Source organism: Pseudomonas entomophila (assembly GCF_013523165.1).
GTDB lineage: Bacteria > Pseudomonadota > Gammaproteobacteria > Pseudomonadales > Pseudomonadaceae > Aquipseudomonas > Aquipseudomonas entomophila_A.
In genome coordinates, this window is the sequence record NZ_JAAMQI010000011.1 from 1 (window position 1) to 25,435 (window position 25,435).

The window sequence follows — 25,435 nt, forward strand, 5'->3', positions numbered from 1 at the left end:
TCTACAATGCGGGCTCGATGCCCTAGGAGCGGCTCTGCTTCATGGCCTTCCCTCGATGATCAGTCGAGAACTTTGGCCTGCAAGGAGGCAAAAGTCGAGATACAAGGAGCGGCCCCTGTGCCGCGATGGGCCGCAAAGCGGCCCCAGCAATCGATCCGCGAAACAGCCTCCAAGTCCTGTCAACTCAGAAGCAGTACTACGGGCAGCACACCCGGCCTCTGGACTGCGCCTGCGATCAGCGAGCGGCCTGACCACCACTCAGGCCGGCGAGGGCCTGGCGCAGTCCGACCAGGTTCGTGAAGCGCTGCTCGCGCACGACCTGGCCATTCTTGAGCTCCAGCCACTGCACGCTGTCGCGATCACCGGCGTAGCGCTCGGCCACCTGGCCATCGCGGTCCAGCAAAATCCGGTAGCGCGCCGAGCGCATGGTCGGCACCAGGACCGCCTGGGCGACCCGGGGCAGCTTCTCGATGTCGGCGACATAGGCCACGCCGCGTTCGCTCAGGTAGCCGTCAGGCGTGTGCTCGACAGCGTTGTTGACCAGTCGCGCGCTGGACAGGCTGCGGGCGATCATCAGGACACGGGTGCCTTCATCCAGGGTGAAACCCTTGTCGAACTGGTCGTTCAATGTCCAGCCCTGGGTGCGCACCTGGGCCGTGGCCGGCAGGGCGTCTTGAGCGAGCAGGTGGGTACACGACAAACCGAGGATCATGAAAAGGCAGGCGCGCATGGCGGCAGGCTCTGGTGGGGGGAGGTGGTGCACACCCTAAAGGGGTCAGGGGCAAGCTGCAAGGGGCGGCTCGGCGGGTGTCCGGAAGGGGCATTTGGCCAGAGGGTATGGTGGATCGGTTTCATGGGCTGCAGAACCCATGAAACCTGTTCGATGGCGCCTGGCTACTGCTTCAATGCCACCACAAGCTCCGCCTTGCGCATGCTCGAGCGCCCTGCGATTTGCCTGGCACGTGCACGGTCGAGCAGCTCGGCCTTGGTCAGGTCCTCCAGATGCTCATCGGCGCGAGGCTCGCCCTTGCGGGTGGCCGCCGCGCGCTTGGCGGAGTCGTGCTTGGCCTTGTCCTTGGCCTGTTGGGAGGTCTTCTGCCCGGAGCCGCCGCTGCGCTCACCGCCGCCCGACTGCTTGTTGACCGTGGCCCAGGCACGCTTCTCGGCTTCGGCCTTGGACAAGCCCTTGTCCTCGTAACCTTCCTCGATGTGCTCGGCCTTGCGCTTCTGCTTGTCGGTGTACTTGGCTTTGCTGCCTTGTGCCATGGGACGCACTCCTGTGGGTGGGGTCGAAGGGGTTCAGGGCTTGCTGACGGCCTGGGGCGCCTGCTGACGCATGTGCTTGGCGCGCTTTTCGAGCACCAGGTAGGTGATCACGGCCACGATCAGCGGGATCAGGTAATACAGGGTGCGGTACGCCAGCAACGCAGCCACCAGGGTGCCTTGCCCGAGCTGACCGGCCAGCAGGGCCAGGAACACGGTCTCCAGCACGCCCAGGCCTGCCGGGATGTGCGCGACCACCCCGGCGATGCAACTGATCAGGAAGATGCCCAGGATCGAGGGGTAGAACAGATGATCCGGCAGCAACCAGTAGATCAGCAGGGCCATCAGCGCCCAGTTGGTCGCGCCCAGGGCGATCTGGCAGGCGGCGAAGCGCAGTGAGGGCAGGGTGATCTCGTGTTCGCGAATGTGCCAGGTACGGCGCGTGGCATAGCCACAGGCCAGCAGGTAGGCCGCAACGACGGTCAGCAACGCGAACCCGATGATCTGCAAGCCTGTCACGCCCACTGCCCAGGTGTCCGGCAACGTCACCAGGCGCAGCGCGAACACGCTGCCGGCCAGGAGCATGTAGCCCGTCCAGTTGGTCAGCAGGCTCAAGGTCAGGATCCGCGTGATGGTGGCGGTGTCCAGGCCCAGGCGGCCATACAACCGGTAGCGCAGCGCGACGCCGCCGACCCAGGTGGTGAAGTTGAGGTTGAAGGCATAGCACACGAAGGCTACGGGCAACACCTGGCGCACCGGCAGCGTATGCCCGGTGTAGGCACGGCCGAGCAGGTCGTAACTGGCGAACACCAGGTAGCTGCACAGGGCGATCACCAGGCCGATCGCCAGGGTGCTCGGCTCGTAGGCCAGAAGCGATTGCTTGACCTCGTTCCAGTCCAGGTTGCGTGCCAGGGAGAACAGCAGGGCGGGGATCAGGATCAGCAGGAGCACGGTGAACAACCGTTTGCCCCACGTCAGCCAGGATTTGGAAGCCATCAGACGTTGCCCTCCGTACCGGTGAGGTGGGGCTCGGCATTCGGCGCGAGGGATTTGATTTTCTGCCGGTGTGCCGGCAACCACCCTGCGATGCGCGGGAAGTAGCGGGTGGCGTGGAAGCAGGCGAAGATCAACGGTGCCCGCCACCAGTAGCCCCGGATCATGCGCTCGAGGGTGATGGCCTTGCACTGCTTGCCGGCCAGTGCGGTGAGGTGCTCGTGCAACTGGGCGTTGAACGCGCGATCGCGCAGGATCAGGTTGGCCTCCAGGTTCATCGACAGGCTGAGCGGGTCGAGGTTGCTGGAGCCCACCGTCGACCAGTCGTCATCGACCAGCGCGACCTTGCCATGCAGCGGCCGCTCGCAGTACTCGTGGATGCGCACGCCTTCCTGCAACAGGTAGTTGTACAGCAGCCGCGACAGGGCGCGTACCCAGCGCATGTCGGGTTGGCCCTGCAGGATCAGCGTGACCTCGACACCGCGTCGCGACGCATTGCGCAGCTCGCGCAGCAGGCGATACCCCGGGAAGAAGTAGGCGTTGGCGATCACGATGCGCTGACGGGCCGTACGGATCACCTCCAGGTACTCGCGCTCGATGTCGGTGGTGTGGCGTTGATTGTCGCGTTCCACCAGGAAGGCGCGCACCGATCCGGTCGGCGTGGTCACGGGCGTGACCTGGCTCTTGGGCGTGAGCACAGGGGCCATCATGCGCTGGCTGCTGGCATGCACCTGCGCCACGACCGGGCCGGTGACTTCCACCGCGTAGTCCTGCTTGGCCATGGGGCCGAAGTCGCCCAGGTGGTCGGCGCTGAAGTTGATCCCCCCAACGAACGCCCGCTCGCCATCGACCACCACGATCTTGCGGTGCAGGCGCCGGAACAGGTTGGTGCGCATGCCGGCGACCCTCGGTTGAGGGTCGAACACGTGAAAGTGCACGCCAGCGGCGGTCATGCCGGCGATGAAGCCATCGGGCAGCTCGGCCGTGCCATAGCCATCGACCACCACCTCCACGCGGACCCCGCGCTGGGCAGCGGCGATCAGCACGGCGCGCAGTTCCTTGCCGACCTTGTCGTCGTAGATGATGAAGGTCTCGAAGAGGATCTCTTCACGTGCCGCTGCCATGACCTCGAACACGCGAGGGTAGAACGCCTCGCCATTGATCAGCAGGTCGACATGATTGCCATCGGTCCAGGGTCGACTCACAGGTTGATCTCCGCAGCGAGAGGGGCATGGTCCGAGAGGTGGGACCAGGGGTATTTGGACAGCACCTGCGCGCCATGGGGCATGGCGTTGCGCAGGTAGATGCGATCGAGCCGCAGAAACGGCAGCCGGGCTGGAAAGCTGCGGGCGGGCGCGCCGAACTTCTCGCCAAACGCCTCCACCAGCCGCTGCGACAAGACATCGTCGGCCTTCAATCGCCAGTCGTTGAAGTCACCCGCGATGATGACCGGCGCCGTCGGTGGCAACCGGTCGAGCAGTTCCAGCAGCAGCTGCACTTGCCGCTGTCGATGCGCTTCGCGCAAGCCCAGGTGCACGCAGATGGCATGGACCTGGTCATGGCCTGGCACGTCGAGCCGGCAGTGCAGCAGGCCGCGCTGCTCGTTGCCCTTGATGGACACGTCGAGGTTCTCGTGCGCGGCGATGGGAAACTTCGACAGCAGGGCATTGCCGTGGTCCCCGTGGGGGTAGACCGCATTGCGCCCATAGGCGAATTGCGGCCACATGCTGTCGGCCATGAACTCGTATTGCGGGCTCTCGGGCCAGGCGGCGTGCGCCAGGGCATGCTGGCTGTGACTGCCATGCACCTCCTGAAGGAACACCAGGTCGGCACCCGTGGCGCGCACGGCTTCGCGCAGTTCCGGCAGGATGAAACGGCGGTTGAAGGCGGTGAAGCCCTTGTGCACGTTGATCGTCAGCACCGTCAGTCGATGCACTGCGGTGACACGGTCGACCTCAGGGTTCAGGGTCGGCTGGGTCTTGATCACAGGCTCACTCCAGGCAGATCGAACAAGCGGCGCCTGAGCGCGGTTCAGCGCAGTGCCGTATCAGCGGATGGGTCATGTCGGCCTCCCTCGATTCGTTCGCAACCCGGTGCCCGCGAGATGCAGGCATTCACTGCTAACGACCTGTTTTGCAGGAAGCTGGTTCCTTTCAGCCCTGCACGTCCAGTGGCCTGGCGTTTTGGTTGAACTTTGTCCCTGGCGGCGATTCCACCAAGGAGGCACGTGCCGTCCGGGCAGGTGCATGACCCTCAGGAGCATGGCCATGGCTGATCGACCGATGATCGTCGATGAACACGAACTGGATGACCCCGAGCAGGCGCTGGGGCTGGATGCAGAAGAAGAGCCGGAAGTGCTGCCGGATGACCCGGACATCGAGGGCGCGACCGAAGATCAAGGCATGCCTCAGTGACACCACGGCTCATGGGCTGAACACCGGGGGCGGTTACCGCGCCGCCGGCTCGATACGCGTTTTCAAACCGTGGCCCGACTTGGCGCCTTGGGGGTTAGTACCACCAGGACGTCGGCCCGGCGCCACTGTGTGGAGGACTTCATGGCACGTCACGTCATCCATTACACCGGCCCGATCAATTCGTCGACCTGCGGCAACCTGATCAACACCTGTTCGCGGGCGATCGACAAGGGGGCCGACCTTCTGCAGCTCAACATCGCGACCATGGGCGGGGAGTGCAGCTACGGCTTCACGTTGTACAACTACCTGAGGGCGCTGCCGATCACCGTGCATACCCATAACCTGGGCACGGTCGAGTCGATGGGCAACATTCTGTTTCTCGCTGGCGAGCACCGCACCGCGTGTCGCTACAGCAAGTTCCTGTTCCATCCGTTCCACTGGACCTTGCACGGCTCGGTCGATCATTCCCGCATGGCCGAATACGCGATGAGCCTGGATTACGACTTGCGCCTCTACGCCGAGATCGTGGCCGAGCGGACCGAGGGTGCCCACGAGCGATTGGACGTCGCGCGTTACCTGATGGCCAGCCCGCGCATTCTGGGGCCTGAGGAAGCAGTGGGCAGCGGCATGATCCATGCGGTCGATGAGCTGCCCCTGGAGAAGGACACCTGTCAGTGGAGCGTGCATGCGTGACGGTGACCCGGCGACTGATCTAGCGAACGGAGGCGGCCATGTCCCGGTCGCAGGCCAGCAGCGAGCGGATCACGGCCTTGATTTCATCCTTCACTTCAGGGCCCCGGTCGAAGCGCTCGAATCGACAGTCGGCGATCTCGTTGCGGGCGGTCGGGCAGGGCGCATCGGCAAACGCCGCCTCGAACACGTAATGCACCCGCTCGGGCGCCTCGTAGCGCATCAGAAAGCGCAAGTCCTCGGCCAGCAGGCCGGTTTCTTCCAGCAGCTCGCGCAGGGCGGCTTCCCGCGGCGTCTCGCCTGGTTCGATCTTGCCGCCAGGCAGGGTCCAGTCGGCTTTGGCTTTACGTACCCACAGCCACTTGCTGCCATGCTTGGCATGGCGACAGATGACAGTGGCACGTGGCTTGATAGGCTTCATGCAAGCTCCAGTGCTTGAACGGGCGGGGAATGAGGTTTGGAACAGAGTTCCCATAAGAATGTTCCATCGTTTTGCAGCGTCAGAGAGGGATGGGGGACGTACTCAGCTTGCAGGGCAAGCCAACCCCTCATGCTGATGGTACCAGTACCCTGACCGATCAATACCGTCTGTCGGGTCGCGCACGAACGATGGAGCTTTGGCACGCTCTTGGGGTTCCCAACTAGGCACGGTCCTTGGCCGTGTCGACCTCTTGCCGTGTCGGATTCGCTATCAGGAGAGAGCGTCGTCAACGATACCGACGGAGATAACCGCATGCGCGCATTGACCTACCATGGGGCCAACGACGTTCGAGTCGACAACGTGCCAGACCCTACCATCCAGCAAGACGACGACATCGTCCTCAAGGTGACTGCCACCGCGATCTGCGGCTCGGACCTGCACCTTTACCACGGCAAGATTCCACAGACCGAGAGCGGCGATATCCTGGGCCATGAGTTCATGGGCATCGTCGAAGACGTCGGCAGTGGGGTGACCACCGTTCAGAAAGGCGATCGCGTGGTCATCCCGTTCGTGATCGCCTGCGGCAGCTGCTTTTTCTGCAACCATGACCTGTTCGCTGCCTGCGAGACCACCAACACCGGCCGCGGCGCGATCCTGAACAAGAAGGCCATACCGCCTGGGGCCGCCTTGTTCGGGTACAGCCACCTGTATGGCGGGATTCCAGGCGGGCAGGCCGAGTACGTCAGGGTGCCCAAGGCCAATACCGGGGCCTTCAAGGTCCCAGGCACCCTGGCTGACGAGAAAGTCCTGTTCCTGTCGGACATCCTGCCGACCGCCTGGCAGGCCGTCGTCAATGCCGACATCGGCAAGGGATCGTCCGTGGCGATCTTCGGTGCCGGCCCGGTCGGCCTCCTGGCTGCCGAGTGCGCACGCATGCTGGGGGCCGAGCAGGTCTTCATGGTCGATGAAGTCGGGTACCGGTTGCGCTATGCGCAGGAGCAATATGGCGTCATCCCGGTCAACTTCCATGACATCGACGACCCTGCCGAATACATCATCGAGCACACCGCTGGACACCGTGGCGTGGACGCCGTCATCGACGCCGTCGGCTTCGAGGCCAAGGGCAGCACCACTGAGACCGTCCTGGCCACGATGAAGCTGCAAGGCAGCAGCGGCAAAGCCTTGCGCCAGTGCATGGCCGCCGTACGCCGTGGCGGTGTCGTCAGCGTGCCGGGAGTCTATGCCGGGTTCATCCATGGCTTCCTGTTCGGCGACGCCTTCGACAAGGGCCTGACGTTCAAGATGGGCCAGACCCACGTACAGCGTTACCTGCCCGAGCTGCTCGATCACATCGAGGCCGGTCGACTGAACCCCGAAGCGATCATCACCCATACCGCTGCGTTGGAAGATGCCGCTCGCTGCTACGAGATCTTCGACGAGAAGCAAGAGTCCTGTCGCAAGGTGGTCCTCAAGCCTGGCATGGCCAGCGGCACTGGGTTCGTCGGGGAGCACAAGTGAGTACCGATCATGCCTAGCCGTATCATCACGTCGGTCAACAGCGACGACCTGAGCGCCGCGGAAGGAGGGCTGGTCTTCAGCTCTCCACGCGAGCGTCTGGATTTCTACCGCCGCGAAATCCAGTACGAGACGACCATGCTGGCCAACCGCACCGACGGTTACCTGGCCGCGCAGTCGTTCCTGGTGATCGCTTTCGCTTCTTCCATGGCCAACGCCAACCCGTCCTGGGGCAACCTGTTCACCCTGTTCGTCCCCCCGTTCCTGTCACTGCTGGGCATCCTGAGCACGCTCAATGCGCTGCCGGGCTTGAAAGCTGGCTACGGCATCATCGATCACTGGCATTTCAAGCAAAGCCAATTGCTGAGGAACGAACCCACCGTGGGGATGCCCTATGACGACTGGCCGCTGTTCAACGAGGCGGAATCGAGCCACCGCGGCTATCGAAAGTCGTTGCTGTTCTCCATGCGCACGCCCTGGATCTTCCTGGTGTTCTGGATCTTGCTGGGGGTCTTCTGCCTGACCATCCAACTGGTCCCGGCCGGTGAATGAGCCCCTTCGCAGGGCGCAGGGCCGCTTGATCATTTTGTCTGTTAATCTTTTGAATCTTCTCGGAAAACCCCGATCAATGACGGTGTCATCCATGGAGAAGAGGAGGGCCCAACGATGCCAACCCCACAGCTGTACATCATCGAATATCGCCTGCATGGGCACTCTCGCAACTTCATCATCCGGTTGGACCGGATGGACAATGCCGAAGCCTGGCATTGGGCAAGCTGCGATGCCGGCGTCGGCATCATCCCTAAGTTCGGTCGCGAAAAGATTCGCAAGGTCAGCCGACCCATGGCCGAGCGTTACGGGATCACCGACGTGCAATGGCGTGTCTCGGGGGGCGGCGCGCCTGTGGTGACCTCCACCGTTCCGGCACCGACCCAGGTGGCCGGGCCGAACACGGGGGAGTTGCCCTCGGGCTCCGAAAAGGCCGCTACGGTCTAATCGGCGAACATGAAAACAGCCCGCTTCGGCGGGCTGTTTTTTGTCTGGCGTTTGGTGAGCGCCGCGTGGACGGGCAGGGTCTCAGGCACCCGATTCCGGGTCGCTGGCCGGTACGCCACGGGGCTCGTCGTCGGTCAGGTTGGGGTCGGCGTCCGGGTCGGCCGCCTGGCCGTCGTTGTCATCGATCTCGCGTTCCAGTTCCGGCCAGTCATCCTGGACGTTACCGCCACCCATGTTCAGTGTGAGGGACATTGTGGACTCCTTGGGTCGAGCGTGGGGAATAGGGGCTCAGGGGCCCTTGAAGCATTGGAGGGAGATTGGGAGGAAGGGGTCGATTTGTCGAGCCGGGGGCTGACGGGCGGTGGGTTGTCGCGGTGGCCTAAGTGAAGTGTCTGAGTAACGGGGCTTGGCGCTGAAGGGCACTGGAGAAGTCACGAAGGACGCAGGGGTCGATTGACCCGTGGATATGATAGACAGTTAACTACACTAAATAACCATTTCGTTGAGTTAAACGAAAAATTGCCGAAAATAGCCGAAATTACTGCCCTGAAGGGTAGTTCACAGAGCAGTATCAAAGCTAGTGAATGGTCAAATGGGCAGGTCGACCAATGCCTGTAGAGACCCGGTCATTTTCCGATGGGAACATCAGCATGGCCCCGGGTTTTCGTTTTCCTAGCACGACACGGTAAGGTCAGGCCAGATCCCTTGAGATAGGGTCACTGGTGCATCCATAGGTTCACCGGCCTGATACAGGCAAGTGCAGTCCATCCTGTATGTGGGCTTGCCCGCGATAGCGTCCGGCCCGTCACTGCCTGCATCGCGGGCAAGCCCGCTCCCACAGGGGGATGAACCACGATGCCACAGCAGCGATGGAGTCCACCTCATGTTGGGCAAAGACGTTGAAAGGCCCATAAACAGAGGCCCGGCTGACCATGCTTACTGTCATGGACGACGCACCACTGGTGAAACGTCCGCCATGCTGAATGCCCGGATCTGACATGCAAGACCTAACAGGCTCCAACCAGCCGAAGACGCTCACGGTCTTCGAATCCACGACCCGTACGGACTGCATCCTGGCCAACGGCTCTCATCCACATCGTGCAGGCCCAGCACTCAGCATTGACCCTACAGACCAAACATTCGCTGGCTTCGACATGGCCGTGTTCTGCCAGATGGATGGCGGTACAGAACGTGCCTGGTCATGGACAGGCACATGTCTTGGCATGCACTGGGGCTGACGAGCGTTGTTCGCTGCAGCGAATGCAGCCTTCAACATGCAAGCGGGATTTTTTCGAGAAATGGCAGGCTGCACATTTGCAGGAGGCTCGTGGTCGGTGAGCACCCGAGTGGTGAGCTGAGCAGATGGATGATGCGGTCGACGACCGATGCAGCAGATCACGCATCAGGCGCTTGATTCGAAGGCTCGGCAAACGGAGTGGCCAAGATGGACCTCACGTACGTTTCACGCTCACGAACCAGGGCATTACGCAGCACATACGAAGGTGCGGTTAATGTGTATTATGTTAAATCATGTATATTCATTGGATTCGATGCTCTAGCCCTGACCCACTTCCCGTCCTGGCTGCCCCAACAAGCTGGACTACTGCAATAGTAGTGGCCCGTGATGCCCACGGCCGTTAGGCACATTGGATGGAGTCCCCGATCATGTGCACCATTTCGCCGGATCCGAACGCGCCAATCGGGTTAGTACTCAGTTGACCACGCGTCCAGTTGTACATCTGAGACTCGGGCTTGAGAATGCCCAATTGATAGCTGTACGCGTAGACATCAAGGTGAGGGAACAAGCTAATTACGACCGCACCATAGGGCTGAGTGAATTTGGAGCACACGGCGATGACCATGCTATATCTGTCGTTTGATAAAAATCAGAGAAAGATTTCGGGCTGGCCAGTTGGAGGGCTACAATGCGAAGAGTTCTCACTACCGCATTCTATTGTCGATAACCTACTGCCCCCAGGAGTTTTCATGGCCACTTCCCAAGCGACTATCGCCACCGATCAACCCAGCCGCTACATCCTTCGCTTGAGCAAGCACTGGGGGCACAAGTTTTTGGTCGTCTTCGACAATGAGCGCAGTCGGATCGAGCTGGGTGATGCTGTTTGCGAGCTGCAGGCCGAGGGCGCCCAGTTGAACGTGCTGATACACGCACCTGAGCCATTACTGGATAAAATGGAGACTGTAGTAGCTGAGCACCTGCAGCGGTTTGCTCCCCAGCACACATCGCTGGCATTTGATTGGATGCGTAACGCTGACAGAGGCTAGCGCCTCGTGAAAGCCTCGCTGAACGCAGATGATAACGATACAAAACCGTCAGCTGCTGCCTGCTGAGCGACGAGGCAATCACTACCCTACCCGGCTCCACCGATTATCTAAGCCTCACCGCGCAATCTCATTCAAACGCACCAGCATTGCCTCCCAGATGCAGTGACCCAGGGCGCTGATGGCAACGCGCTTGTGGGAAGTGACAATTGACGTACCCGGCTCGTGCCCTTCATCTACATGCCACTCGCACTCAGATGCGCCGGTCGATCGCCTGGCTCACCTCGACCTCAGTCCGAGGCCTGTGCACCTGCTAAACCAGCGACGACTCGACCATCTGCCTGAACTCGACTGACTCCACAGGCTTGCTGAGGTAATAGCCCTGCCCTTCATCACAGGTGACGGACTTCAACAGATCCAGATGCTCCGCCGTTTCAATACCCTCCGCGGTAACGGTGAGCGACAGCGCGCGCCCCAGCCCCACGATCGCCTTGACGATCGATCGATCATCCTCGCTTTCCCCAAGACGACTGACGAAGCTCTTGTCGATCTTCAACCCATCGAACGGGAATGTGCGCAGGTAGCTGAGCGATGAGTACCCGGTGCCGAAATCGTCCATCGCGAGCCGCACGCCAAGCGCCTTGAGCGCGCGCATGATGACCAGCGCACCGCTTGCATCTTCCAGCATGACGCTTTCGGTCAGCTCGAGCTCCAGGCGAGCTGCACTGAGCCCGGAACGCGAAAGCGCACTGCTCACACGCTCGGTCAACGACGCCGACTGGAAATCCTTCGGCGACAGGTTCACGGACACGAACAAATCCTGGGGCCAATGAACCGCTTGGGCGCATGCCGTCTGAAGCACCCAGTCACTCAGTGCGGTGATGAGCCCTGTGTCTTCGGCGATCGGGATGAAGGTATCGGGCGACACCAGGCCGCGATCAGGATGCTGCCAGCGAACCAGCGCCTCGGCACCCACCATGTGCCCGTCGCTGATACGAAAGCGAGGCTGGTAATACAAACGCAGCTCGCCATGTTTGATGCCGTAGCGCAAGTCGTTTTCCAGACGCCTGCGCTCTATGATGCGGGCATTCATTTCACCCGCGTAGAAGCGCCAGGTGCCCCGCCCGCTGGTCTTGGCCTCATAGAGCGCAATGTCGGAGTAGCGAAGCAGTTCAGCGGCCTGCGAGGCATCATCTGGGGCCAGCGCGATGCCGATGCTCGCGCTGATATGAACGTCCTGGCCCTCGAGGTGCATCGGTTGCTCGACGCACTGGATCAGTCGTTCGCACAGGGCCTCGATCTCCCCGTGGTCACTCATGTCGGTGATGATCATGACGAACTCGTCACCGCCTATGCGAGCGATCAGGTCTTCGCTGCGCACGCAGTCTTCCAAGCGCCGCGCGGTTTCCAGCAGCACCCGGTCACCGACGGCATGCCCCAGGAGATCGTTCACCGGCTTGAACCGATCTAGGTCGATGCTGAGCATCACCAGCGGTGCTTCGCCGGCTGACGAAAACGCCAGTCTCCCCTCCAGGAAATCGCGAAGGCGCTTCCTGTTCGGCAGGCCGGTCAGCACATCGTGTTCGGACAGGTACTCGACCCGCTTGCGCGCTTCGACTTCTGCGGTGATGTCCGTCGCCGTGCCGCGGTAGCCTAGCCCATTCTTCTCCTTGGCCGTCACGCGGATGATCCGATGCGCACCCTGACTGTCCAGGCATCGGCATTCAAGCGTCGCATTGACGCCATGTGGCCGCTGGCCCGACCATTCGAGCACGCCGCCATTCTCACCGATGAACAACGCGTCTATCCGCGTGCCCAACCAAGTGGCCACTGAAAGGCCGGTGATGGTCTCGAACCGTTCGGAAAGGTACGTGAAGTGCCCGTTCTCGTCGGTCTCCCAGATCCAATCCGAACTGGCCTCCGCAACGTCTCGGAAGCGTGCCTCGCTGTCGGCCAGGGCTGTCCGGCTGCGCTGAACCTCGGCATAGCTGTGATCCAGGTAGCGCGCCACGGAAGTGATGCGCCTTAAGAACATCCACATCATCCCGTAGACCACCGCCCCCAGCAGACCGAGCAAGGGCAAGATGAATGTCAGCATGTCACGCCCTGGGGTAGGCACCTTCCACAACAGGATCCCCGCCCTGCCCTCATCGCCCAGCTTCAGCGCCGACTCGGCGGGCGGGGGCTGATGGGCAAGCCGCAGGTGCTGGATGCCGAATCGCTGGCCCAACGCTTCAAGCCGGTGATCGTCCAACAACTGGGTAAACACAAGGACGGAGGCCTCACCAGCCTCTCGCGTTACCGTGGGATCTGTCGAAGGGGTAATGGCGGCGGCGGCGACGAGCGCCAGTACGCCGTCCACGTTGACAAATGCGCTGACCGCCTTTTCCTGGGGTTCCTCGGCCCGCGCCGCGTGTACGAGGGGGTCGATGGGTTGACCAAGCCACTCCGAGGCCGAGATCGGGACGCGCGATCCGTTGATGACGGCGTAGACGGTCTGCTGGGCATCCCTGATGACGAAAAGACCGTTGACACCGAAATCGGCATACAAGGTGGCGCCGAGATTCCCCTGTACGAAGGCCCAGTCCGTATTGACCTCGCTGTGAAGGTTTCTGTACGCATCGCCCCAGAATGCATAATCCTTGATGGTCGTCTTGGACGCGCTCACCAGTGATTCGACGGCCTTCTCGACCAGGAACTTCGCTTTTTTCGCCTCCGATCGATCCAGCCCCAGCGCAAAGTAGATCGAGATGACACCGGCCGCCAGGATCACCAGCGTCAGAAAGCCTGTGCACATGAAGAGCACGGCTCGGGCCAGGCCGACACTGGAATGCGGGCGCAGCTCGCGGGTAGAAGCCTCAGGCGGAATGGAAGTCATGGTCAGCCGAAAAGTTGAACGATGGCGTTACGATGTCGGCTGACAGTGCTGATTCTTTAGCGCATGGGACCGCCCGGTTGATGCAGGAACCCTTCGGCCCTCCCCCCTGCCTCTGCCGAACGCACCACGGCGCGCACTCATCGGGCGTATCGCTTCGCCCCTGCCACACAGACCACGGCCCCCAGTGTCACGACCACCATCGTCCAGCTGACGTGCTCGTTCAGCAGCAGCGCGGCCAGGCCAAGCCCCATGAACGGCTGAACGAGTTGCAGTTGGCCGACAGCGGCGATGCCACCCTGCACGAGCCCCCGGTACCAGAACATGAATCCGATCAGCATGCTGAACACGGACACGTAACCGAAGCTGACCCAGGCCGGTGTGCTGACCTTGGCGAAGGCCTGGAACGTGGGGAGGTGGGTGAGCGCCAGCACCAGCATGAACGGCAACGCGGCCAGCAACGCCCAGCTGATCACCTGCCAGCCACCCAGTACCCGTGACAGACGTGCGCCTTCGGCATAGCCCAGCCCACAGGCAAGCACTGCAGCGATCATCAACAGATCGCCCATGGCCGATCCCTCTCCCCCGTTCATGAAGGCATAGCCGGCGACCAGCCCGGCACCGAACAGCGAAAACACCCAGAACAGCGGCTGAGGTCGCTCACCGCCCCTGAGTACGGCACATCCTGCCGTGCAGAGCGGCAGCAGCCCGACGAACACGATGGAGTGCGCTGAGGTGACGTGCTGCAGGGCCAGCGCCGTCAACAGCGGGAACCCGATTACCACGCCCAGTGCCGTGATCGCCAGTGACGGCAGGTCTCCACGTCCAGGTCGAGGCTGGCGCAATGCGATCAGAAAGACCGCACCCAGCAAGGCGGCAATCGTTGCCCTGGCACACGTCAGAAAGGTCGGCTCGAAAGCGGTTATCGCCACGCGCGTGGCGGGCAGGGAGCCCGCGAAGATGGCCACGCCGATGAAGCCATTGATCCACCCGCTTGTCGATTTTTCCATGGGTATGTCCTTGATGAGCCAGGCAGCAGTACATCACTGACAGGCTCACCAGGGCCACGTACAATCCAGTACAGTTGAGCAGAACTGTTATGCCTGATGATCCATTACAGTCGAGGGGCCGATGAGCCGGACGGGAACGCGAATTCGAACGGTCATGAATGAAGTCCAGTCCAGGATAAGCGCCCGGACGTACACGCCCGGTGCAAGAATCCCCTCCGTCCGCGCTATGGCGCAGTCCATGCAGGTCTCCGTGTCGACCGTGCTCGAGGCCTATGAGCGGTTGATGGCAGAGGGGGTACTGAGCTCACGTCCTGGGTCCGGCTTTTATGTGGCAGGCCCCGTGGCACCGTTGGCGCTGACTGACATCGGCCCCAGGCTCGACCGTGAGGTCGACCCGCTGTGGATCTCGCGCCAGTCGCTCGAAACCTCAGGCGATGTCCTCAAGCCAGGGTGCGGATGGCTTCCGGCATCCTGGATGTATGAAGCGGGCATGCGCAAAGCGCTCCGGGCCGCTGCCCGATTCGACCCGTTGCAACTGGCCGAGTACGCGTCACCCATGGGGTATCCGCCACTCAGGCAGTTTTTGTCGCGTCGGCTGGCAGGCCTCGGGATCGAAGCGTCCTTGGAGCAGATCATGCTGACGGAGTCCGGTACTCACGCCATCGACCTGATCTGCCGCTTTTTGCTCCAGCCAGGCGACACGGTACTGGTCGACGACCCCTGCTATTTCAATTTCCACGCACTGCTCAAGGCCCATCGGGTAAAGGTCGTAGGCGTACCCTACACGCGCACAGGTCCAGACATTGACGCGTTCGGCGGAGCCTTGCTGAAGCACTCTCCACGGTTGTACCTGACCAATTCCGGCGTCCATAACCCCACCGGGGCCACGTTGTCCCCCGTTACAGCGCACAGGTTGTTGAAGCTGGCCGACAACACTGACCTGGTGATCGTCGAAGACGACATCTTCGCAGACTTCGAGACCACGCCCGCGCCACGACTCTCTGCCTTCGATGGCCTGTCTCGTGTCATCCAGATAGGGAGTTTCTCCAAGACCATCTCCGCTTCGATGCGGTGCGGCTACATTGCAGCGCGCGGTGAGTGGATCGAACCCCTGGTCGACCTGAAGATTGCGACCACCTTTGGCGGTGGACGCCTGGCCGCGACCCTTATCCATCACGCCATCACCGATAGCGGCTATCGCAAGCACATGGACAGTGTGCGCCTTCGCTTGGCCAAGGACAGGGACAGCACGGTCACCAGGCTTCAGGCCATAGGGATCCGTCCCTGGAGGGTTCCCCAGGCCGGCATGTACCTCTGGTGCCAACTGCCTGAGGGCCAGGAGGCGACCACGCTGGCGAGGGTCTGCCTGAACGAAGGCGTCATACTGGCGCCCGGCAATGCGTTCAGCCAGTCCATGACTGCGGGCGATTTCCTTCGTTTCAATGTGGCTCAATCGGGTGATGCGAAAATCTACGAGGTGTTGGAACGGGCGATGAGCCGCGAATTCGGGCAGCCGCGTGTAGGTGAGGTCGCTGGCCCAAGCGCTGAAGCGTACGTGAACGAGCGCTGAACAAAGCCTGACGGCTCATGTCCCATGGCCAGCTGCACCCCAAGCTCATGTTCCCCAAGCAAGGAGGCTTCACCATGCAACCCACCCCACCCACGTCCACCGGCAAGCTGTTGGGCCGCTATGGCTATGGCAAGGCGCTGATCATCAGCCTGCTCGTCCTGGGCACCGTGTTCTTCGCCCTGGCCTTGTTCGTCGGCTACCTGAGCGTGGCCAGTTCCCTGAATTTCAATGGTCCAAAATCCCTGCTCTATGCCACCGCCGCCTTCCTGGCGCTGCTCGGTGTGGTGATGTTCGCGCTGGCTCTGTGGCAGAAGAAGCTGCGCGTGGCGCAGTACGAGGTGTACGAAAAAGGCCTCTGCCAGATCATCGGCAGCCAGCACGACTACGTGCCGTTCAGCGAAATGGGCGATCTTTACCTCTTCGCCTCGGGCCAGACCGCCGTGGCCGGTCTGACCAACAACGTCGCCTACCGCCGCGACGCCAGCGAACCCTTCCGCCGGGCCAACCCTCACCTGCAAAAGCTGTTCGTGTTCCGCGAACAGGTACGCGAGCAGCACCTGAACGAACGCTTGCCCGCGGTGATGACGACCCTGGAAAACGGCGGTGCCGTGCAGTTCAACTACCTCGAGACATCGCAGGTCTGGGGCAAACGCATGAGCGGCGATTTCTTCAACCTCGCCACCAAACCGTTGACCCTCACCCGGGACACCCTCGACGTCAATGGTCGTACGATCGCCCTGAGCACGCTGCGCTCGCTCGACCTCAGCCAATGGACCGAGCGCGTGGTGATCAAGGACGACAAGGGCCAGACTGTCCTGTCGACCGTCGCCACAGGCATCATCAGCCTCGACCTGTTCCTTACCACCCTGCATCACCTGCTCAAGGTCCCCCAGGCACACGTCAGCGCCTGACGACCGGACATGCCACGGCAGGCCTTTCGCAAGAGAGCGCCCGCCGTGGCCTCGCTGCAGCAGGCTCGCCTCTCCCTCCGTCACGCACTCTCACCTCGCCTCGCTCGACGCATAACCGTTCGATAACCGCACGGTTACCGCCTACGCCCCTCTATTCCTCCCCCCGCTTGCGGCAAGCTACCCAAAACGTGTGACGCGACCGTCAAGCACCCTACCCTTGCCTTACTCATCACCCGGAGCCCCGCCGTGATCGACAAGACCCACCCCTCCATCGCCAGCGCCCTCACCGGCATCACCGACGGCTCGACCCTGCTGGTCGGCGGCTTCGGTACCGCCGGCATGCCCTCCGACCTCATCGACGGGCTCATCGCCCTGGCCCCGCGCGACCTGACCATCATCAGCAACAACGCCGGCAATGGCGAAACCGGCCTGGCCGCCTTGCTCAAGGCCGGCTGCGTGCGCAAGGTCATCTGCTCCTTCCCGCGGCAGTCCGACTCCTACGTCTTCGATGCCCTGTACCGCGCTGGCAAGATCGAGCTGGAGGTGGTGCCGCAAGGCAACCTGGCCGAGCGCATCCGCGCGGCAGGCTCGGGCATCGGGGCGTTCTACTCGCCGACCGGTTACGGCACCCTGCTGGCCGAAGGCAAGGAAACCCGTGAGATCGACGGCCGCCAGTACGTCCTGGAAATGCCCTTGCACGCCGACTTCGCGCTGATCAAGGCGCACAAGGGTGATCGCTGGGGCAACCTGACCTACCGCAAGGCCGCGCGCAACTTCGGCCCGATCATGGCCATGGCGGCCAAGACCGCCATCGTCCAGGTCGACCGGATCGTCGAGCTGGGCGAGCTGGACCCGGAACACATCATCACGCCGGGCATCTTCGTTCAGCGCGTGGTGGCCGCTCCCCGCGCCGCCACTTCCCCCGCCCACGCCTCCTGAGACCTGCCATGACCATCACCCGAAAGCTCTCCCGTACCGACATGGCCCAGCGTGTGGCTGCCGACATCCAGGAAGGTGCCTACGTGAACCTGGGCATCGGCGCGCCGACCCTGGTAGCCAACTACCTGGGCGACAAGGAAGTGTTCCTGCACAGCGAGAACGGCCTGTTGGGCATGGGCCCCAGCCCGGCGCCAGGCGAAGAAGACGACGACCTGATCAACGCCGGCAAGCAGCACGTGACGCTGCTGACCGGTGGCGCCTACTTCCACCATGCCGACTCGTTCTCGATGATGCGTGGCGGTCACCTGGACATCGCCGTGCTGGGCGCTTTCCAGGTCTCGGTCAAGGGGGACCTGGCCAACTGGCACACCGGCGCGGAGGGCTCGATCCCGGCCGTGGGCGGCGCGATGGACCTGGCCACCGGTGCGCGCCAGGTGTTCGTGATGATGGACCACCTGACCAAGACCGGCGAGAGCAAGCTGGTGCCTGAATGCACTTACCCGCTGACCGGCATTGGCTGCGTGAGCCGTATCTACACCGACCTGGCCGTGCTGGACGTGACCCCCGAGGGGCTGAAGGTGGTCGAGATCTGCGCGGACGTGACGTTCGAGGCGTTGCAGGCACTCAGTGGCGTGCCGCTGATCGCGTGACCGGTGGTTCCCGGCACGAACGGGCCAGCAGTGCTGGCCCGTCTTTCAACGGGAAGCGTCATTCCTTGTCTGCATAGACCCGCTTGGCGAACGCGGCAATTGCGTCGGCCATTTCCTTGGGTTTCTCGGGCGCCAGCGCATGGCCTGCCCCGGCGATGACCTGGTGCTGCACACGTTCCCCCAGCATGGACTTGAGGATGTTGGGAATGACGACGGCATCCTTCTCGGCCTGCAGGTCCAGGATCGGCACGGTGTCCCCGGCAGACCAGTAGCTGTCGACCGGCGTGCTGTCGCGGGCATGATCCTGGGCCACATGAGTGTCGTGATACCAGCCGGGCAGCCACGCCCGCGCATCGTTGCCAGGGGCGAAGAAGGCCATTTTCAGGTACTTGAGGCGCTGGGCTTCGGGCAGTGCCTGATTGCCAGCCCCTTTGATGGCCTCGACCATCCTGCCATAGGGCTTCTCGGACGAGCCCGGTGGCAACTTGCCGATCGAGGCCGCCGCCAGCACCACGCCTTTCACCAGGTCCGGGCGATCGACCGCCAGCACACGTGCAGGCTGGCTGCCCCAGGCATGGCCCACGACGATCGCGGGACCGGTGTGCGCCTTGTCCATCACCAGTGCCACGTCGTCGGCGAAGTCATGCAGGGTGGGCGCCGCCATGGGCGCCCGGCTGCCGTTGACGCCACGCGGCTCGGGGCGGATGACGCGGTAGCCGTCGTCGGCCAGGTACTCGGCGACGCGGTCATAGTCATGGGCGCCGCGGCCTTTGGACGGGAGGATGACGATGGGCTTGCCAGCCCCCTGCACCAGTGCCTCGATATGAACATCGCCTTTGCTGGCCGTGAGGACGGACACCTTCTGCTCGGCGTGAACGAACGCACTGGCCAGGCAGACGCCAAGCAGCGTCAGTGAAGTCGCAATGTGGGTAGAGCGCATAGTCTGTGCCTTTTGTTGTTATCTGAGCGGCGAGGCCGAGGTCGGCCCCGCTGTCAGCCTATGCGTTTGCCCACCGGTGACAAATACCGTGTGGCGATGGCTCGCCATGACCGTTGGGCATGGCTTTGGTGCGCCTCACTGCTCCAGCCAGTGCGTGGCGTCCTTCCAGGCGCCGACCGTGACCAGTTCCTCCAGGGTCTCCAGCAGGATCTTTTCGTAGCTCAACGCCAGCCGGGAGCTGCGCCGCTCGCGCAGTCGCGTCAGCGAGACGGTCGAGCGGATGCCCGGGCGCTCGATGGCATGACCGACCAGGGTATGCTCGCTCATGTCCTGCTGGACGGCGGCATGGGCGAGGATCGAATAGCCGAGCCCTTCGGCGACCAGGCGCTTGGTCAGGCTGACGCTGTCGACCTCGAGCACGATGTTCAGGCGCACGGCGTTCTGCGCGGCGATCTGCTCCACCAGCCGACGGTTGCTGTGGGGCAGCCCCGGCAGGATCAACGGGAAATCACCCAGCGCCGCCAGGCGTACGTTGCGTGGTGCCTCGCCGGGTGGGCCGACCAGCACCATTCGTTCGCTGAACAGGGGCCGCACGTCGAAGGCATCGATCAAGGGTTGGTTGTAGACCACCGCCACATCGATGCGGCCCTCCAGCAGCCACTCCTGCAGGGAGGTGCTGAGCCCTTCGAGCGCATGGAGCGATGCCCGTGGCCAGCGCGCCTTGAACGTGCGGATCAGTTGCGGCCCGACGATCGAGCCAATTGCCGGTGGCAGCCCGATGGCCAGGTGCCCGCGCTCCTCGTCCGCGCTGTTGCGTACGTGGTCCGTCGTCTCTTCCAGGTAGCGCAGCATCATCTCCGCGCGCTCCAGCAAGCGGGCGCCGGCTGCCGTCAGCTCGACCCCTCGCCCGTGACGGGTGAACAGCTCGACCTTGAGCTGCTCCTCCAGCTTGGCGATCTGTCGGCTGAGCGCCGGTTGGGCGATGAACAGTTCTTTGGCCGCCCGGGTGAATCCACCGCACTGGGCGACTTTGACGAAGGAACGCAGCTCACGAATATCCACTTTCGACTCCCATGCTCTGACGGCATAGCTTTTTATCAAAATAAGGTTTTTGCGCGGACTACGCCAGAACTCTATGCTCGGCTCCAATAGCTGGGCAGGCGGGAATGGCCGCCCCTGCTGGCGAACCACAAGAACAATGACGCCCACCCCAAGGGCGAGGACTCACCATGAACCAGTTGAAGAAGCTCCACGTCCAGGTGCTGATCGCACTCGTTGCTGCCGTCATCCTCGGTTTCGCCGCGCCTGCCTGGGCCACGGCCATGAAACCGCTGGGGCAGGCCTTCATCGCCCTGCTGAAAATGATGCTCGCGCCCATCGTCTTCGTGACCCTGGTGCACGGGCTCACCCATGTCCAGGACATGCGCAAGCTGGGTCGGCTGGGCATCAAGTCACTGCTCTACTTCGAGGTCGTCAGCACGGTCGCAATGCTGATCGGCTTCGTGCTGGTCAACGTCGTCGAGCCCGGTGTCGGGCTGCACGCGACCGGGATGCAAGAGCCCGCCGCGGCGATCAAGGCCACCGCGGCCGCCGGTGAGGTCTCCATCGTCACCTACCTGCTCAGCCTGATCCCGCACACCCTCGTCGATGCGTTCGCCAAGGGCGACATCATCCAGGTTCTGCTGATCTCGGTGCTGGCCGGCATCGCCATTAATCGCACCTGCGGACCGGAGTCGGTGGCCGTGCGGGCAATCGACGAAGCCCAGACCATCCTGTTCAAGATGCTCGGCTTCATCATGAAGCTGGCGCCGCTCGGTGCCTTCGGCGCCATGGCCGCCGCCATCGGCAGCTACGGGGGCGACACCCTCCTCTACCTGCTCAAGCTCATCGGCGTGTACTACGCCGCCTCGCTACTGTTCGTGTTCGGTGTGCTGGGCACCATCAGCTGGTCGGTGGGCCTGCCGTTCATGGCCGTGCTGCGGTTGATTCGCGATGAGATCCTGCTGGTCTTCGGCACCGCGTCGGGCGAAGTCGCCTTCCCGCGCCTGATCGAGAAGCTCAAGCGCACGGGCTGCGACGACGTGGTCGTCGGGTTCGTGCTGCCAGCAGGCTACAGCTTCAACCTGGACGGCACCGCCATCTACATGGCCATCGCCATCGGCTTCATCGCCCAGGCCACGGACACGCCGTTCTCCTTGTGGCAGCAAGCCGGGCTGCTGGCCATCCTCAGCATCACCTCCAAGGGCGGCACCACCGTCGCCGGCGGTGCGTTCATCAAGCTGGCGGCCACGCTGCAGTCCGTCCATACCCTGCCGTTGAGCGGCCTGGGCCTGCTGTTCGGGATCGACCGCATCATGGCCACCGCGACCGCACTGACCAACATCGTCGGCAACACCGTCGCGGTCTTCGCCATCGCCCGCTGGGAGGGTGCGTTCGACCCGGCCGCGTTCGAACGCGAAACGGGTCGAGCCCCCGGCCGTAGCCTGCTGCGCCCCTCGCAGGGCAGCGTCGCCCGGGCCGTCGCGCCCGAGACGACACCCACGCCCCACGCCCACGTCGAATCGCACACCCAGCACTCCTGACAGGAATGGCCATGAACCGCTTGCCCCCGATAGACCCGCATCACCTGAACGAGGCGCAACGCGCCGTCTACGACCGTATCGCGAACGGCCCGAGAAAGGGCGTACGCGGCCCCCTCGCCATCTGGCTTCATCGCCCGGAGATGGCCGAGTGTGCCCAGGCCCTGGGGCGCTATTGCCGCTACGACAGCTGCCTGGAACCGCGTCTGTCCGAGCTGGCCATCCTGCTCATGGGGCGTCACTGGCTGGCGGAGTACGAGTGGGCGGCCCACAAGCCCTTCGCCCTGGAGGCTGGCCTGGCGCCGGCGATCATCGATGCGATTCTCGATGGTGAAGCGCCCACGTTCACCCGCCCCGACGAAGCCTTGGTGTATCGCTTCATTCGTGAACTCCACGACACCCGCAACGTCAGCGACGAGCTCTACCAAGCCTTCACGGCGCTGCTGGGCGACGAGGCCGCCGTCGACCTGGTGGCCATCGCCGGTTACTACACCCTGATTTCCATGACCATTAAGGTATTCGAGGTGCCGCCACCGGCCGGTGTCGCACCCGAACTGCCGACTCCATCGCATCGAGGATCACAGCATGACTGAAGTCATTCCAACCAGCGACCGTCTGAAGGGCAAGGTCGCCATCGTCACCGGCGCCGGCTGCGTGGGCGCCGGCTGGGGCAATGGCCGGGCCGTGGCCGTGTTGTTCGCACTGGCAGGCGCCAAGGTGTTCGCGGTCGACCGTGACCTGGGCGCCATGGAAGAAACATTGGGTCGCATCCGCGAGGCCGGAGGCGAAGTGACGCCGTATGCCTGCGACGTGACCGACAGTGCGGCCGTGGCGGCCATGGTGAAGGCCTGCACGGCCGCCTATGGCACGGTCGACATCCTGGTGAACAACGTCGGGGGCTCGGCGGCAGGCGGTGCCGTGGCCTTGGCCGAAGACACCTTCGACGCCCAGATCGCCCTGAACCTGAAAAGCGTGTACCTGACCTGCAAGCACGTCCTTCCCGTGATGGAGTCCCAGGGCAGCGGCGCGATCGTCAACACCGCCTCGACGTCCGGCATCCGCTTCACCGGCTCGGCGCAGGTGGCCTACGCCGCGAGCAAGGCCGGCGTCATCCAGCTCGGCCGTGTGACCGCAGTGGAATACGCGCCCAAGGGGATCCGCGTCAACACCGTGGTGCCCGGCCAGCTGCACACCCCGATGGTCGAGGTCCGCCTGGCAGGCCAGCGCACCGGCGGCGACGTGAACAAACTGCTCGACTCGCGCCTGGCACGTATCCCCCTGGGTTTCATGGGCGATGGACGTGACACCGCGTACGCCGCGCTCTACCTGGCCAGCGACGAGTCGCGCTTCGTCACGGGCACGGAGATCGTGGTGGACGGCGGCATGACCGTGCGCTGCGGCTGATTTCGAAGGGGCCCGCCCAGAGGCCCCTCTCCCCTCGACAACGACGAGAGCCAGCGATCATGGATGAGCTTCTCTGCGCCCAGGCGTCACGTCGCCTGTTCATCAAGCAAACGGCAGTCGCTGCAATGGGCATCTCCCTGTTCGGCGGCATGATCCATCAGACAATCGGAGCTACCATGTCCAGCCCAACCACCGTATCCGGAAGGTGGGATTGCCATACCCATCTCTACGGGCCCTGGGAACGTTTCCCACTTCCTGCCAACGCGGCCTACACGCCCGAGCCTGCGCCATTCAGCGCTCTGCTGGCGCTGCACCGACGTCTAGGCATCGAGCACGGCGTGCTGGTCCAGGCAGCGCCCTACGGCACCGATCACAGTGCCATCCTGGCCGCCATCGCCGAGAGTGGCGGCCGTTACCGCGGTGTCGGCCTGATCGACGAGACCACCACCGAGTCGCACTTGCAAGCGCTGCACGACGGTGGGCTGCGGGGCATCCGGTTCAACCTGATGGGGCATCTGCCCGGTGCACGCGACCCACGCAAACTGCGGCAACTGGCCGAGCGTGTCGCGCCCTTCGGCTGGCATGTGCTGGTCCATGGGGAGCTGACTACCCTGCTGCCGTTTCTGGACCAGTGGAAGGACCTCGAGACGCCGCTGGTCATCGATCACATGGCGCGCCCGGATCTCACCCAGCCCGTCGATCACGATGCACTGGCCGCGCTGAAGAACCACCTGGACCATCCAGGCCGCTGGATCAAGCTGTCTGGTATCGATCGCGCCATGCAAGGCCAGCCGGGACCCTGGCCACAGGCGCTGCACCACGTTCGCACGCTGCTGGCGTATGCGCCGGACCGCGCGATCTGGGGCTCGGACTGGCCGCACCCGAACATCAAGGGCGCACCACCGGATGACACGCAGTTGCTCGCGTTCATCGAGCAGGTCTGTGACAGCGCGGCGCTGAAACAGGCCGTGCTGGTCGACAACCCGGTCCGCTTGTACCGCTGAGCCTTCGGCTCACCGACTGAGGGAAACGAACGATGGACGATAGAGATTGGCGTCCAAGCCCCCGTGTGCCTGATCCAGCCGTACGGGAGCTTGATCCACGCTTTGCACACTACCGACTCGCCCACGCGAAGATCGAACGCCTGGGCGGCGGCCTACGCTGGGCAGAAGGGCCGGTCTGGTTCGCCGACGGCCGCTACCTGCTGCTCACCGACCTGCCCAACGACCGCATCCTGCGCTGGGACGAGGCCACCGGAGCCCTGGGCGTGTATCGCCAACCGGCCCACCAGGCCAATGGCATGACCCGTGATCGGCAAGGCCGCCTGCTGGTCTGCGAACACGGTGGGCGACGTGTCACGCGCACGGAATACGACGGCAGCATCACCGTGCTGGCGAGTCATTTCGAGGGCCAGCCGCTCAACTCACCGAACGACATCGTGGTGAAGTCGGATGACAGCATCTGGTTCACCGACCCGCCGTTCGGCCTGGTCAGCGACTACATGGGACGCCAGGGCGAAGCAGCGCTGCCGGCCAACGTGTACTGCCTGACGCCGGACGGGACGCTTCGCTGCGTGGCAGAAGACCTCGAAGGCCCCAACGGTCTGGCGTTCTCGCCGGATGAAAAGACCCTCTACCTGGTCGAGTCCAGAGCCCGCCCGCGCCGCATCGTGGCGTACAGCGTCGATGAGCACCCTCGGCTCAGCGGGCGCCGGACATTGATCGATGCAGGCACCGGCCTGCCCGACGGCATACGCCTGGACGTCGATGGCAACCTGTGGTGCGGCTGGGGTGCCCATGAGCCTGGCCTGGACGGGGTGCGGGTGTTCGCACCCGATGGCACCCCGATCGGACACATCGACCTGCCGGAACGCTGCGCCAACCTCTGCTTCGGCGGCCCACGACGCAATCGCCTGCTGATGGCCTCCACCACCTCGTTGTATGCGTTGTTCGTCAACACTCGCGGCGCCTGAAGGTGCCCCCCAG

General features: G+C 63.4%; 26 protein-coding genes. 15 read left to right on the top strand and 11 right to left on the bottom strand.

The annotated features are described in order from the left end of the window. Positions 1–235: 235 nt before the first annotated feature. The 5 genes from G7Z99_RS10870 to G7Z99_RS10890 all read right to left on the bottom strand — a co-directional run bounded on the left by G7Z99_RS10870 (position 236) and on the right by G7Z99_RS10890 (position 4,243). Complete coding sequence (locus G7Z99_RS10870; RefSeq protein ID WP_181093709.1) at positions 236–730, bottom strand: hypothetical protein; 495 nt, start codon at positions 728–730, stop codon at positions 236–238. Positions 731–894: 164 nt separating this feature from the next. After that, a complete protein-coding gene (locus G7Z99_RS10875) occupies positions 895–1,266 on the bottom strand; it encodes a termination factor Rho (protein WP_181093710.1) in 372 nt (123 codons plus the stop codon). A gap of 33 nt (positions 1,267–1,299) precedes the next feature. Then, entirely contained in the window at positions 1,300–2,259 is a 960-nt protein-coding gene (locus tag G7Z99_RS10880; protein WP_181093711.1) for a lysylphosphatidylglycerol synthase domain-containing protein, read from the bottom strand. Beyond that, a complete protein-coding gene (gene clsB / locus G7Z99_RS10885) occupies positions 2,259–3,461 on the bottom strand; it encodes a cardiolipin synthase ClsB (protein WP_181093712.1) in 1,203 nt (400 codons plus the stop codon). Before clsB ends, G7Z99_RS10880 begins: the two co-directional genes overlap by 1 nt. Beyond that, a complete protein-coding gene (locus G7Z99_RS10890) occupies positions 3,458–4,243 on the bottom strand; it encodes an endonuclease/exonuclease/phosphatase family protein (protein ID WP_181093713.1) in 786 nt (261 codons plus the stop codon). Before G7Z99_RS10890 ends, clsB begins: the two co-directional genes overlap by 4 nt. A gap of 280 nt (positions 4,244–4,523) precedes the next feature. Between G7Z99_RS10890 and G7Z99_RS10895 the strand changes: the two genes are divergently transcribed. Continuing rightward, positions 4,524–4,670: a hypothetical protein gene (locus tag G7Z99_RS10895; protein WP_181093714.1), complete on the top strand. Its 147-nt coding sequence runs from the start codon at positions 4,524–4,526 to the stop codon at positions 4,668–4,670. Positions 4,671–4,811: 141 nt separating this feature from the next. Beyond that, entirely contained in the window at positions 4,812–5,363 is a 552-nt protein-coding gene (locus tag G7Z99_RS10900) for an ATP-dependent Clp protease proteolytic subunit (RefSeq protein WP_181093715.1), read from the top strand. Positions 5,364–5,382: 19 nt separating this feature from the next. Here G7Z99_RS10900 and G7Z99_RS10905 read toward each other — a convergent pair whose 3' ends face one another. Continuing rightward, positions 5,383–5,781 (bottom strand): NUDIX hydrolase, encoded by a 399-nt coding sequence (locus tag G7Z99_RS10905; protein WP_181093716.1) that lies wholly within the window; start codon positions 5,779–5,781, stop codon positions 5,383–5,385. A gap of 312 nt (positions 5,782–6,093) precedes the next feature. On the opposite strand from G7Z99_RS10905, the gene G7Z99_RS10910 reads away from it, so the two are divergent. The 3 genes from G7Z99_RS10910 (at position 6,094) to G7Z99_RS10920 (ending at position 8,292) form a co-directional block, all read left to right on the top strand. Then, positions 6,094–7,299: a zinc-dependent alcohol dehydrogenase gene (locus tag G7Z99_RS10910; protein ID WP_181093717.1), complete on the top strand. Its 1,206-nt coding sequence runs from the start codon at positions 6,094–6,096 to the stop codon at positions 7,297–7,299. A gap of 9 nt (positions 7,300–7,308) precedes the next feature. Continuing rightward, positions 7,309–7,848, top strand: a complete 540-nt coding sequence (locus G7Z99_RS10915; protein WP_181093718.1) for a hypothetical protein — start codon at positions 7,309–7,311, stop codon at positions 7,846–7,848. 114 nt (positions 7,849–7,962) lie between these two features. Further along, on the top strand, positions 7,963–8,292 hold the full coding sequence (locus G7Z99_RS10920; protein WP_258197010.1) for a DUF6555 family protein: 330 nt from the start codon (positions 7,963–7,965) through the stop codon (positions 8,290–8,292). Between the two features lie 81 nt (positions 8,293–8,373). Here the strand turns inward: G7Z99_RS10920 and G7Z99_RS10925 are convergent, their stop codons facing one another. Beyond that, positions 8,374–8,544, bottom strand: coding sequence for a hypothetical protein (locus G7Z99_RS10925; protein WP_181093719.1), 171 nt, complete (start codon positions 8,542–8,544; stop codon positions 8,374–8,376). A gap of 1,734 nt (positions 8,545–10,278) precedes the next feature. Here G7Z99_RS10925 and G7Z99_RS10930 point away from each other — a divergent pair. Beyond that, positions 10,279–10,575, top strand: a complete 297-nt coding sequence (locus G7Z99_RS10930; RefSeq protein WP_181093720.1) for a DUF2218 domain-containing protein — start codon at positions 10,279–10,281, stop codon at positions 10,573–10,575. 310 nt (positions 10,576–10,885) lie between these two features. On the opposite strand, the gene G7Z99_RS10935 is transcribed toward G7Z99_RS10930, so the two are convergent. After that, complete coding sequence (locus tag G7Z99_RS10935; RefSeq protein WP_181093721.1) at positions 10,886–13,450, bottom strand: bifunctional diguanylate cyclase/phosphodiesterase; 2,565 nt, start codon at positions 13,448–13,450, stop codon at positions 10,886–10,888. 137 nt (positions 13,451–13,587) lie between these two features. After that, positions 13,588–14,457, bottom strand: a complete 870-nt coding sequence (locus G7Z99_RS10940; protein WP_181093722.1) for a DMT family transporter — start codon at positions 14,455–14,457, stop codon at positions 13,588–13,590. A 121-nt stretch (positions 14,458–14,578) separates the two neighbouring features. Between G7Z99_RS10940 and G7Z99_RS10945 the strand changes: the two genes are divergently transcribed. The 4 genes from G7Z99_RS10945 to G7Z99_RS10960 all read left to right on the top strand — a co-directional run bounded on the left by G7Z99_RS10945 (position 14,579) and on the right by G7Z99_RS10960 (position 18,527). After that, on the top strand, positions 14,579–16,027 hold the full coding sequence (locus tag G7Z99_RS10945; RefSeq protein ID WP_181093723.1) for an aminotransferase-like domain-containing protein: 1,449 nt from the start codon (positions 14,579–14,581) through the stop codon (positions 16,025–16,027). Positions 16,028–16,101: 74 nt separating this feature from the next. Further along, positions 16,102–16,938, top strand: coding sequence for a hypothetical protein (locus G7Z99_RS10950; RefSeq protein ID WP_181093724.1), 837 nt, complete (start codon positions 16,102–16,104; stop codon positions 16,936–16,938). Positions 16,939–17,184: 246 nt separating this feature from the next. Continuing rightward, on the top strand, positions 17,185–17,877 hold the full coding sequence (locus G7Z99_RS10955; protein ID WP_181093725.1) for a 3-oxoacid CoA-transferase subunit A: 693 nt from the start codon (positions 17,185–17,187) through the stop codon (positions 17,875–17,877). Positions 17,878–17,885: 8 nt separating this feature from the next. Next, the gene (locus G7Z99_RS10960; RefSeq protein ID WP_181093726.1) at positions 17,886–18,527 is read left to right on the top strand and encodes a 3-oxoacid CoA-transferase subunit B; all 642 of its coding nucleotides are present in this window, start codon (positions 17,886–17,888) and stop codon (positions 18,525–18,527) included. 58 nt (positions 18,528–18,585) lie between these two features. Here G7Z99_RS10960 and G7Z99_RS10965 read toward each other — a convergent pair whose 3' ends face one another. Both G7Z99_RS10965 and G7Z99_RS10970 read right to left on the bottom strand, forming a co-directional pair. Then, positions 18,586–19,467: an alpha/beta fold hydrolase gene (locus tag G7Z99_RS10965; protein ID WP_181093727.1), complete on the bottom strand. Its 882-nt coding sequence runs from the start codon at positions 19,465–19,467 to the stop codon at positions 18,586–18,588. A gap of 135 nt (positions 19,468–19,602) precedes the next feature. After that, positions 19,603–20,529, bottom strand: coding sequence for a LysR family transcriptional regulator (locus G7Z99_RS10970; protein WP_181093728.1), 927 nt, complete (start codon positions 20,527–20,529; stop codon positions 19,603–19,605). 167 nt (positions 20,530–20,696) lie between these two features. On the opposite strand from G7Z99_RS10970, the gene G7Z99_RS10975 reads away from it, so the two are divergent. From G7Z99_RS10975 to G7Z99_RS10995, 5 genes are read left to right on the top strand one after another with little or no spacing between them, the layout of a single operon-like run. After that, positions 20,697–22,049, top strand: a complete 1,353-nt coding sequence (locus G7Z99_RS10975; protein WP_258197012.1) for a cation:dicarboxylate symporter family transporter — start codon at positions 20,697–20,699, stop codon at positions 22,047–22,049. A gap of 11 nt (positions 22,050–22,060) precedes the next feature. After that, the gene (locus G7Z99_RS10980) at positions 22,061–22,639 is read left to right on the top strand and encodes a carboxymuconolactone decarboxylase family protein (protein ID WP_181093729.1); all 579 of its coding nucleotides are present in this window, start codon (positions 22,061–22,063) and stop codon (positions 22,637–22,639) included. Further along, on the top strand, positions 22,632–23,450 hold the full coding sequence (locus tag G7Z99_RS10985) for an SDR family NAD(P)-dependent oxidoreductase (protein WP_181093730.1): 819 nt from the start codon (positions 22,632–22,634) through the stop codon (positions 23,448–23,450). The genes G7Z99_RS10980 and G7Z99_RS10985 overlap by 8 nt, the downstream gene beginning before the upstream one ends. A 59-nt stretch (positions 23,451–23,509) precedes the next feature. Continuing rightward, positions 23,510–24,454 carry an amidohydrolase family protein gene (locus tag G7Z99_RS10990; RefSeq protein ID WP_258197013.1) on the top strand — a complete coding sequence of 315 codons (945 nt, stop codon included), beginning with the start codon at positions 23,510–23,512 and terminating at the stop codon, positions 24,452–24,454. 32 nt (positions 24,455–24,486) lie between these two features. Beyond that, a complete protein-coding gene (locus G7Z99_RS10995; RefSeq protein ID WP_181093731.1) occupies positions 24,487–25,422 on the top strand; it encodes an SMP-30/gluconolactonase/LRE family protein in 936 nt (311 codons plus the stop codon). The last annotated feature ends 13 nt before the right edge of the window (positions 25,423–25,435 follow it).

Bases quoted from the DNA above. Each gene is read 5' to 3' on its own strand.
- G7Z99_RS10870 (WP_181093709.1), bottom strand. From the start codon at position 730: ATGCGCGCCTGCCTTTTCATGATCCTCGGTTTGTCGTGTACCCACCTG.
- G7Z99_RS10875 (WP_181093710.1), bottom strand. From the start codon at position 1,266: ATGGCACAAGGCAGCAAAGCCAAGTACACCGACAAGCAGAAGCGCAAG.
- G7Z99_RS10880 (WP_181093711.1), bottom strand. From the start codon at position 2,259: ATGGCTTCCAAATCCTGGCTGACGTGGGGCAAACGGTTGTTCACCGTG.
- G7Z99_RS10895 (WP_181093714.1), top strand. From the start codon at position 4,524: ATGGCTGATCGACCGATGATCGTCGATGAACACGAACTGGATGACCCC.
- G7Z99_RS10900 (WP_181093715.1), top strand. From the start codon at position 4,812: ATGGCACGTCACGTCATCCATTACACCGGCCCGATCAATTCGTCGACC.
- G7Z99_RS10905 (WP_181093716.1), bottom strand. From the start codon at position 5,781: ATGAAGCCTATCAAGCCACGTGCCACTGTCATCTGTCGCCATGCCAAG.
- G7Z99_RS10910 (WP_181093717.1), top strand. From the start codon at position 6,094: ATGCGCGCATTGACCTACCATGGGGCCAACGACGTTCGAGTCGACAAC.
- G7Z99_RS10915 (WP_181093718.1), top strand. From the start codon at position 7,309: ATGCCTAGCCGTATCATCACGTCGGTCAACAGCGACGACCTGAGCGCC.
- G7Z99_RS10920 (WP_258197010.1), top strand. From the start codon at position 7,963: ATGCCAACCCCACAGCTGTACATCATCGAATATCGCCTGCATGGGCAC.
- G7Z99_RS10925 (WP_181093719.1), bottom strand. From the start codon at position 8,544: ATGTCCCTCACACTGAACATGGGTGGCGGTAACGTCCAGGATGACTGG.
- G7Z99_RS10930 (WP_181093720.1), top strand. From the start codon at position 10,279: ATGGCCACTTCCCAAGCGACTATCGCCACCGATCAACCCAGCCGCTAC.
- G7Z99_RS10935 (WP_181093721.1), bottom strand. From the start codon at position 13,450: ATGACTTCCATTCCGCCTGAGGCTTCTACCCGCGAGCTGCGCCCGCAT.
- G7Z99_RS10940 (WP_181093722.1), bottom strand. From the start codon at position 14,457: ATGGAAAAATCGACAAGCGGGTGGATCAATGGCTTCATCGGCGTGGCC.
- G7Z99_RS10945 (WP_181093723.1), top strand. From the start codon at position 14,579: ATGAGCCGGACGGGAACGCGAATTCGAACGGTCATGAATGAAGTCCAG.
- G7Z99_RS10950 (WP_181093724.1), top strand. From the start codon at position 16,102: ATGCAACCCACCCCACCCACGTCCACCGGCAAGCTGTTGGGCCGCTAT.
- G7Z99_RS10960 (WP_181093726.1), top strand. From the start codon at position 17,886: ATGACCATCACCCGAAAGCTCTCCCGTACCGACATGGCCCAGCGTGTG.
- G7Z99_RS10965 (WP_181093727.1), bottom strand. From the start codon at position 19,467: ATGCGCTCTACCCACATTGCGACTTCACTGACGCTGCTTGGCGTCTGC.
- G7Z99_RS10975 (WP_258197012.1), top strand. From the start codon at position 20,697: ATGAACCAGTTGAAGAAGCTCCACGTCCAGGTGCTGATCGCACTCGTT.
- G7Z99_RS10980 (WP_181093729.1), top strand. From the start codon at position 22,061: ATGAACCGCTTGCCCCCGATAGACCCGCATCACCTGAACGAGGCGCAA.
- G7Z99_RS10985 (WP_181093730.1), top strand. From the start codon at position 22,632: ATGACTGAAGTCATTCCAACCAGCGACCGTCTGAAGGGCAAGGTCGCC.
- G7Z99_RS10990 (WP_258197013.1), top strand. From the start codon at position 23,510: ATGGATGAGCTTCTCTGCGCCCAGGCGTCACGTCGCCTGTTCATCAAG.
- G7Z99_RS10995 (WP_181093731.1), top strand. From the start codon at position 24,487: ATGGACGATAGAGATTGGCGTCCAAGCCCCCGTGTGCCTGATCCAGCC.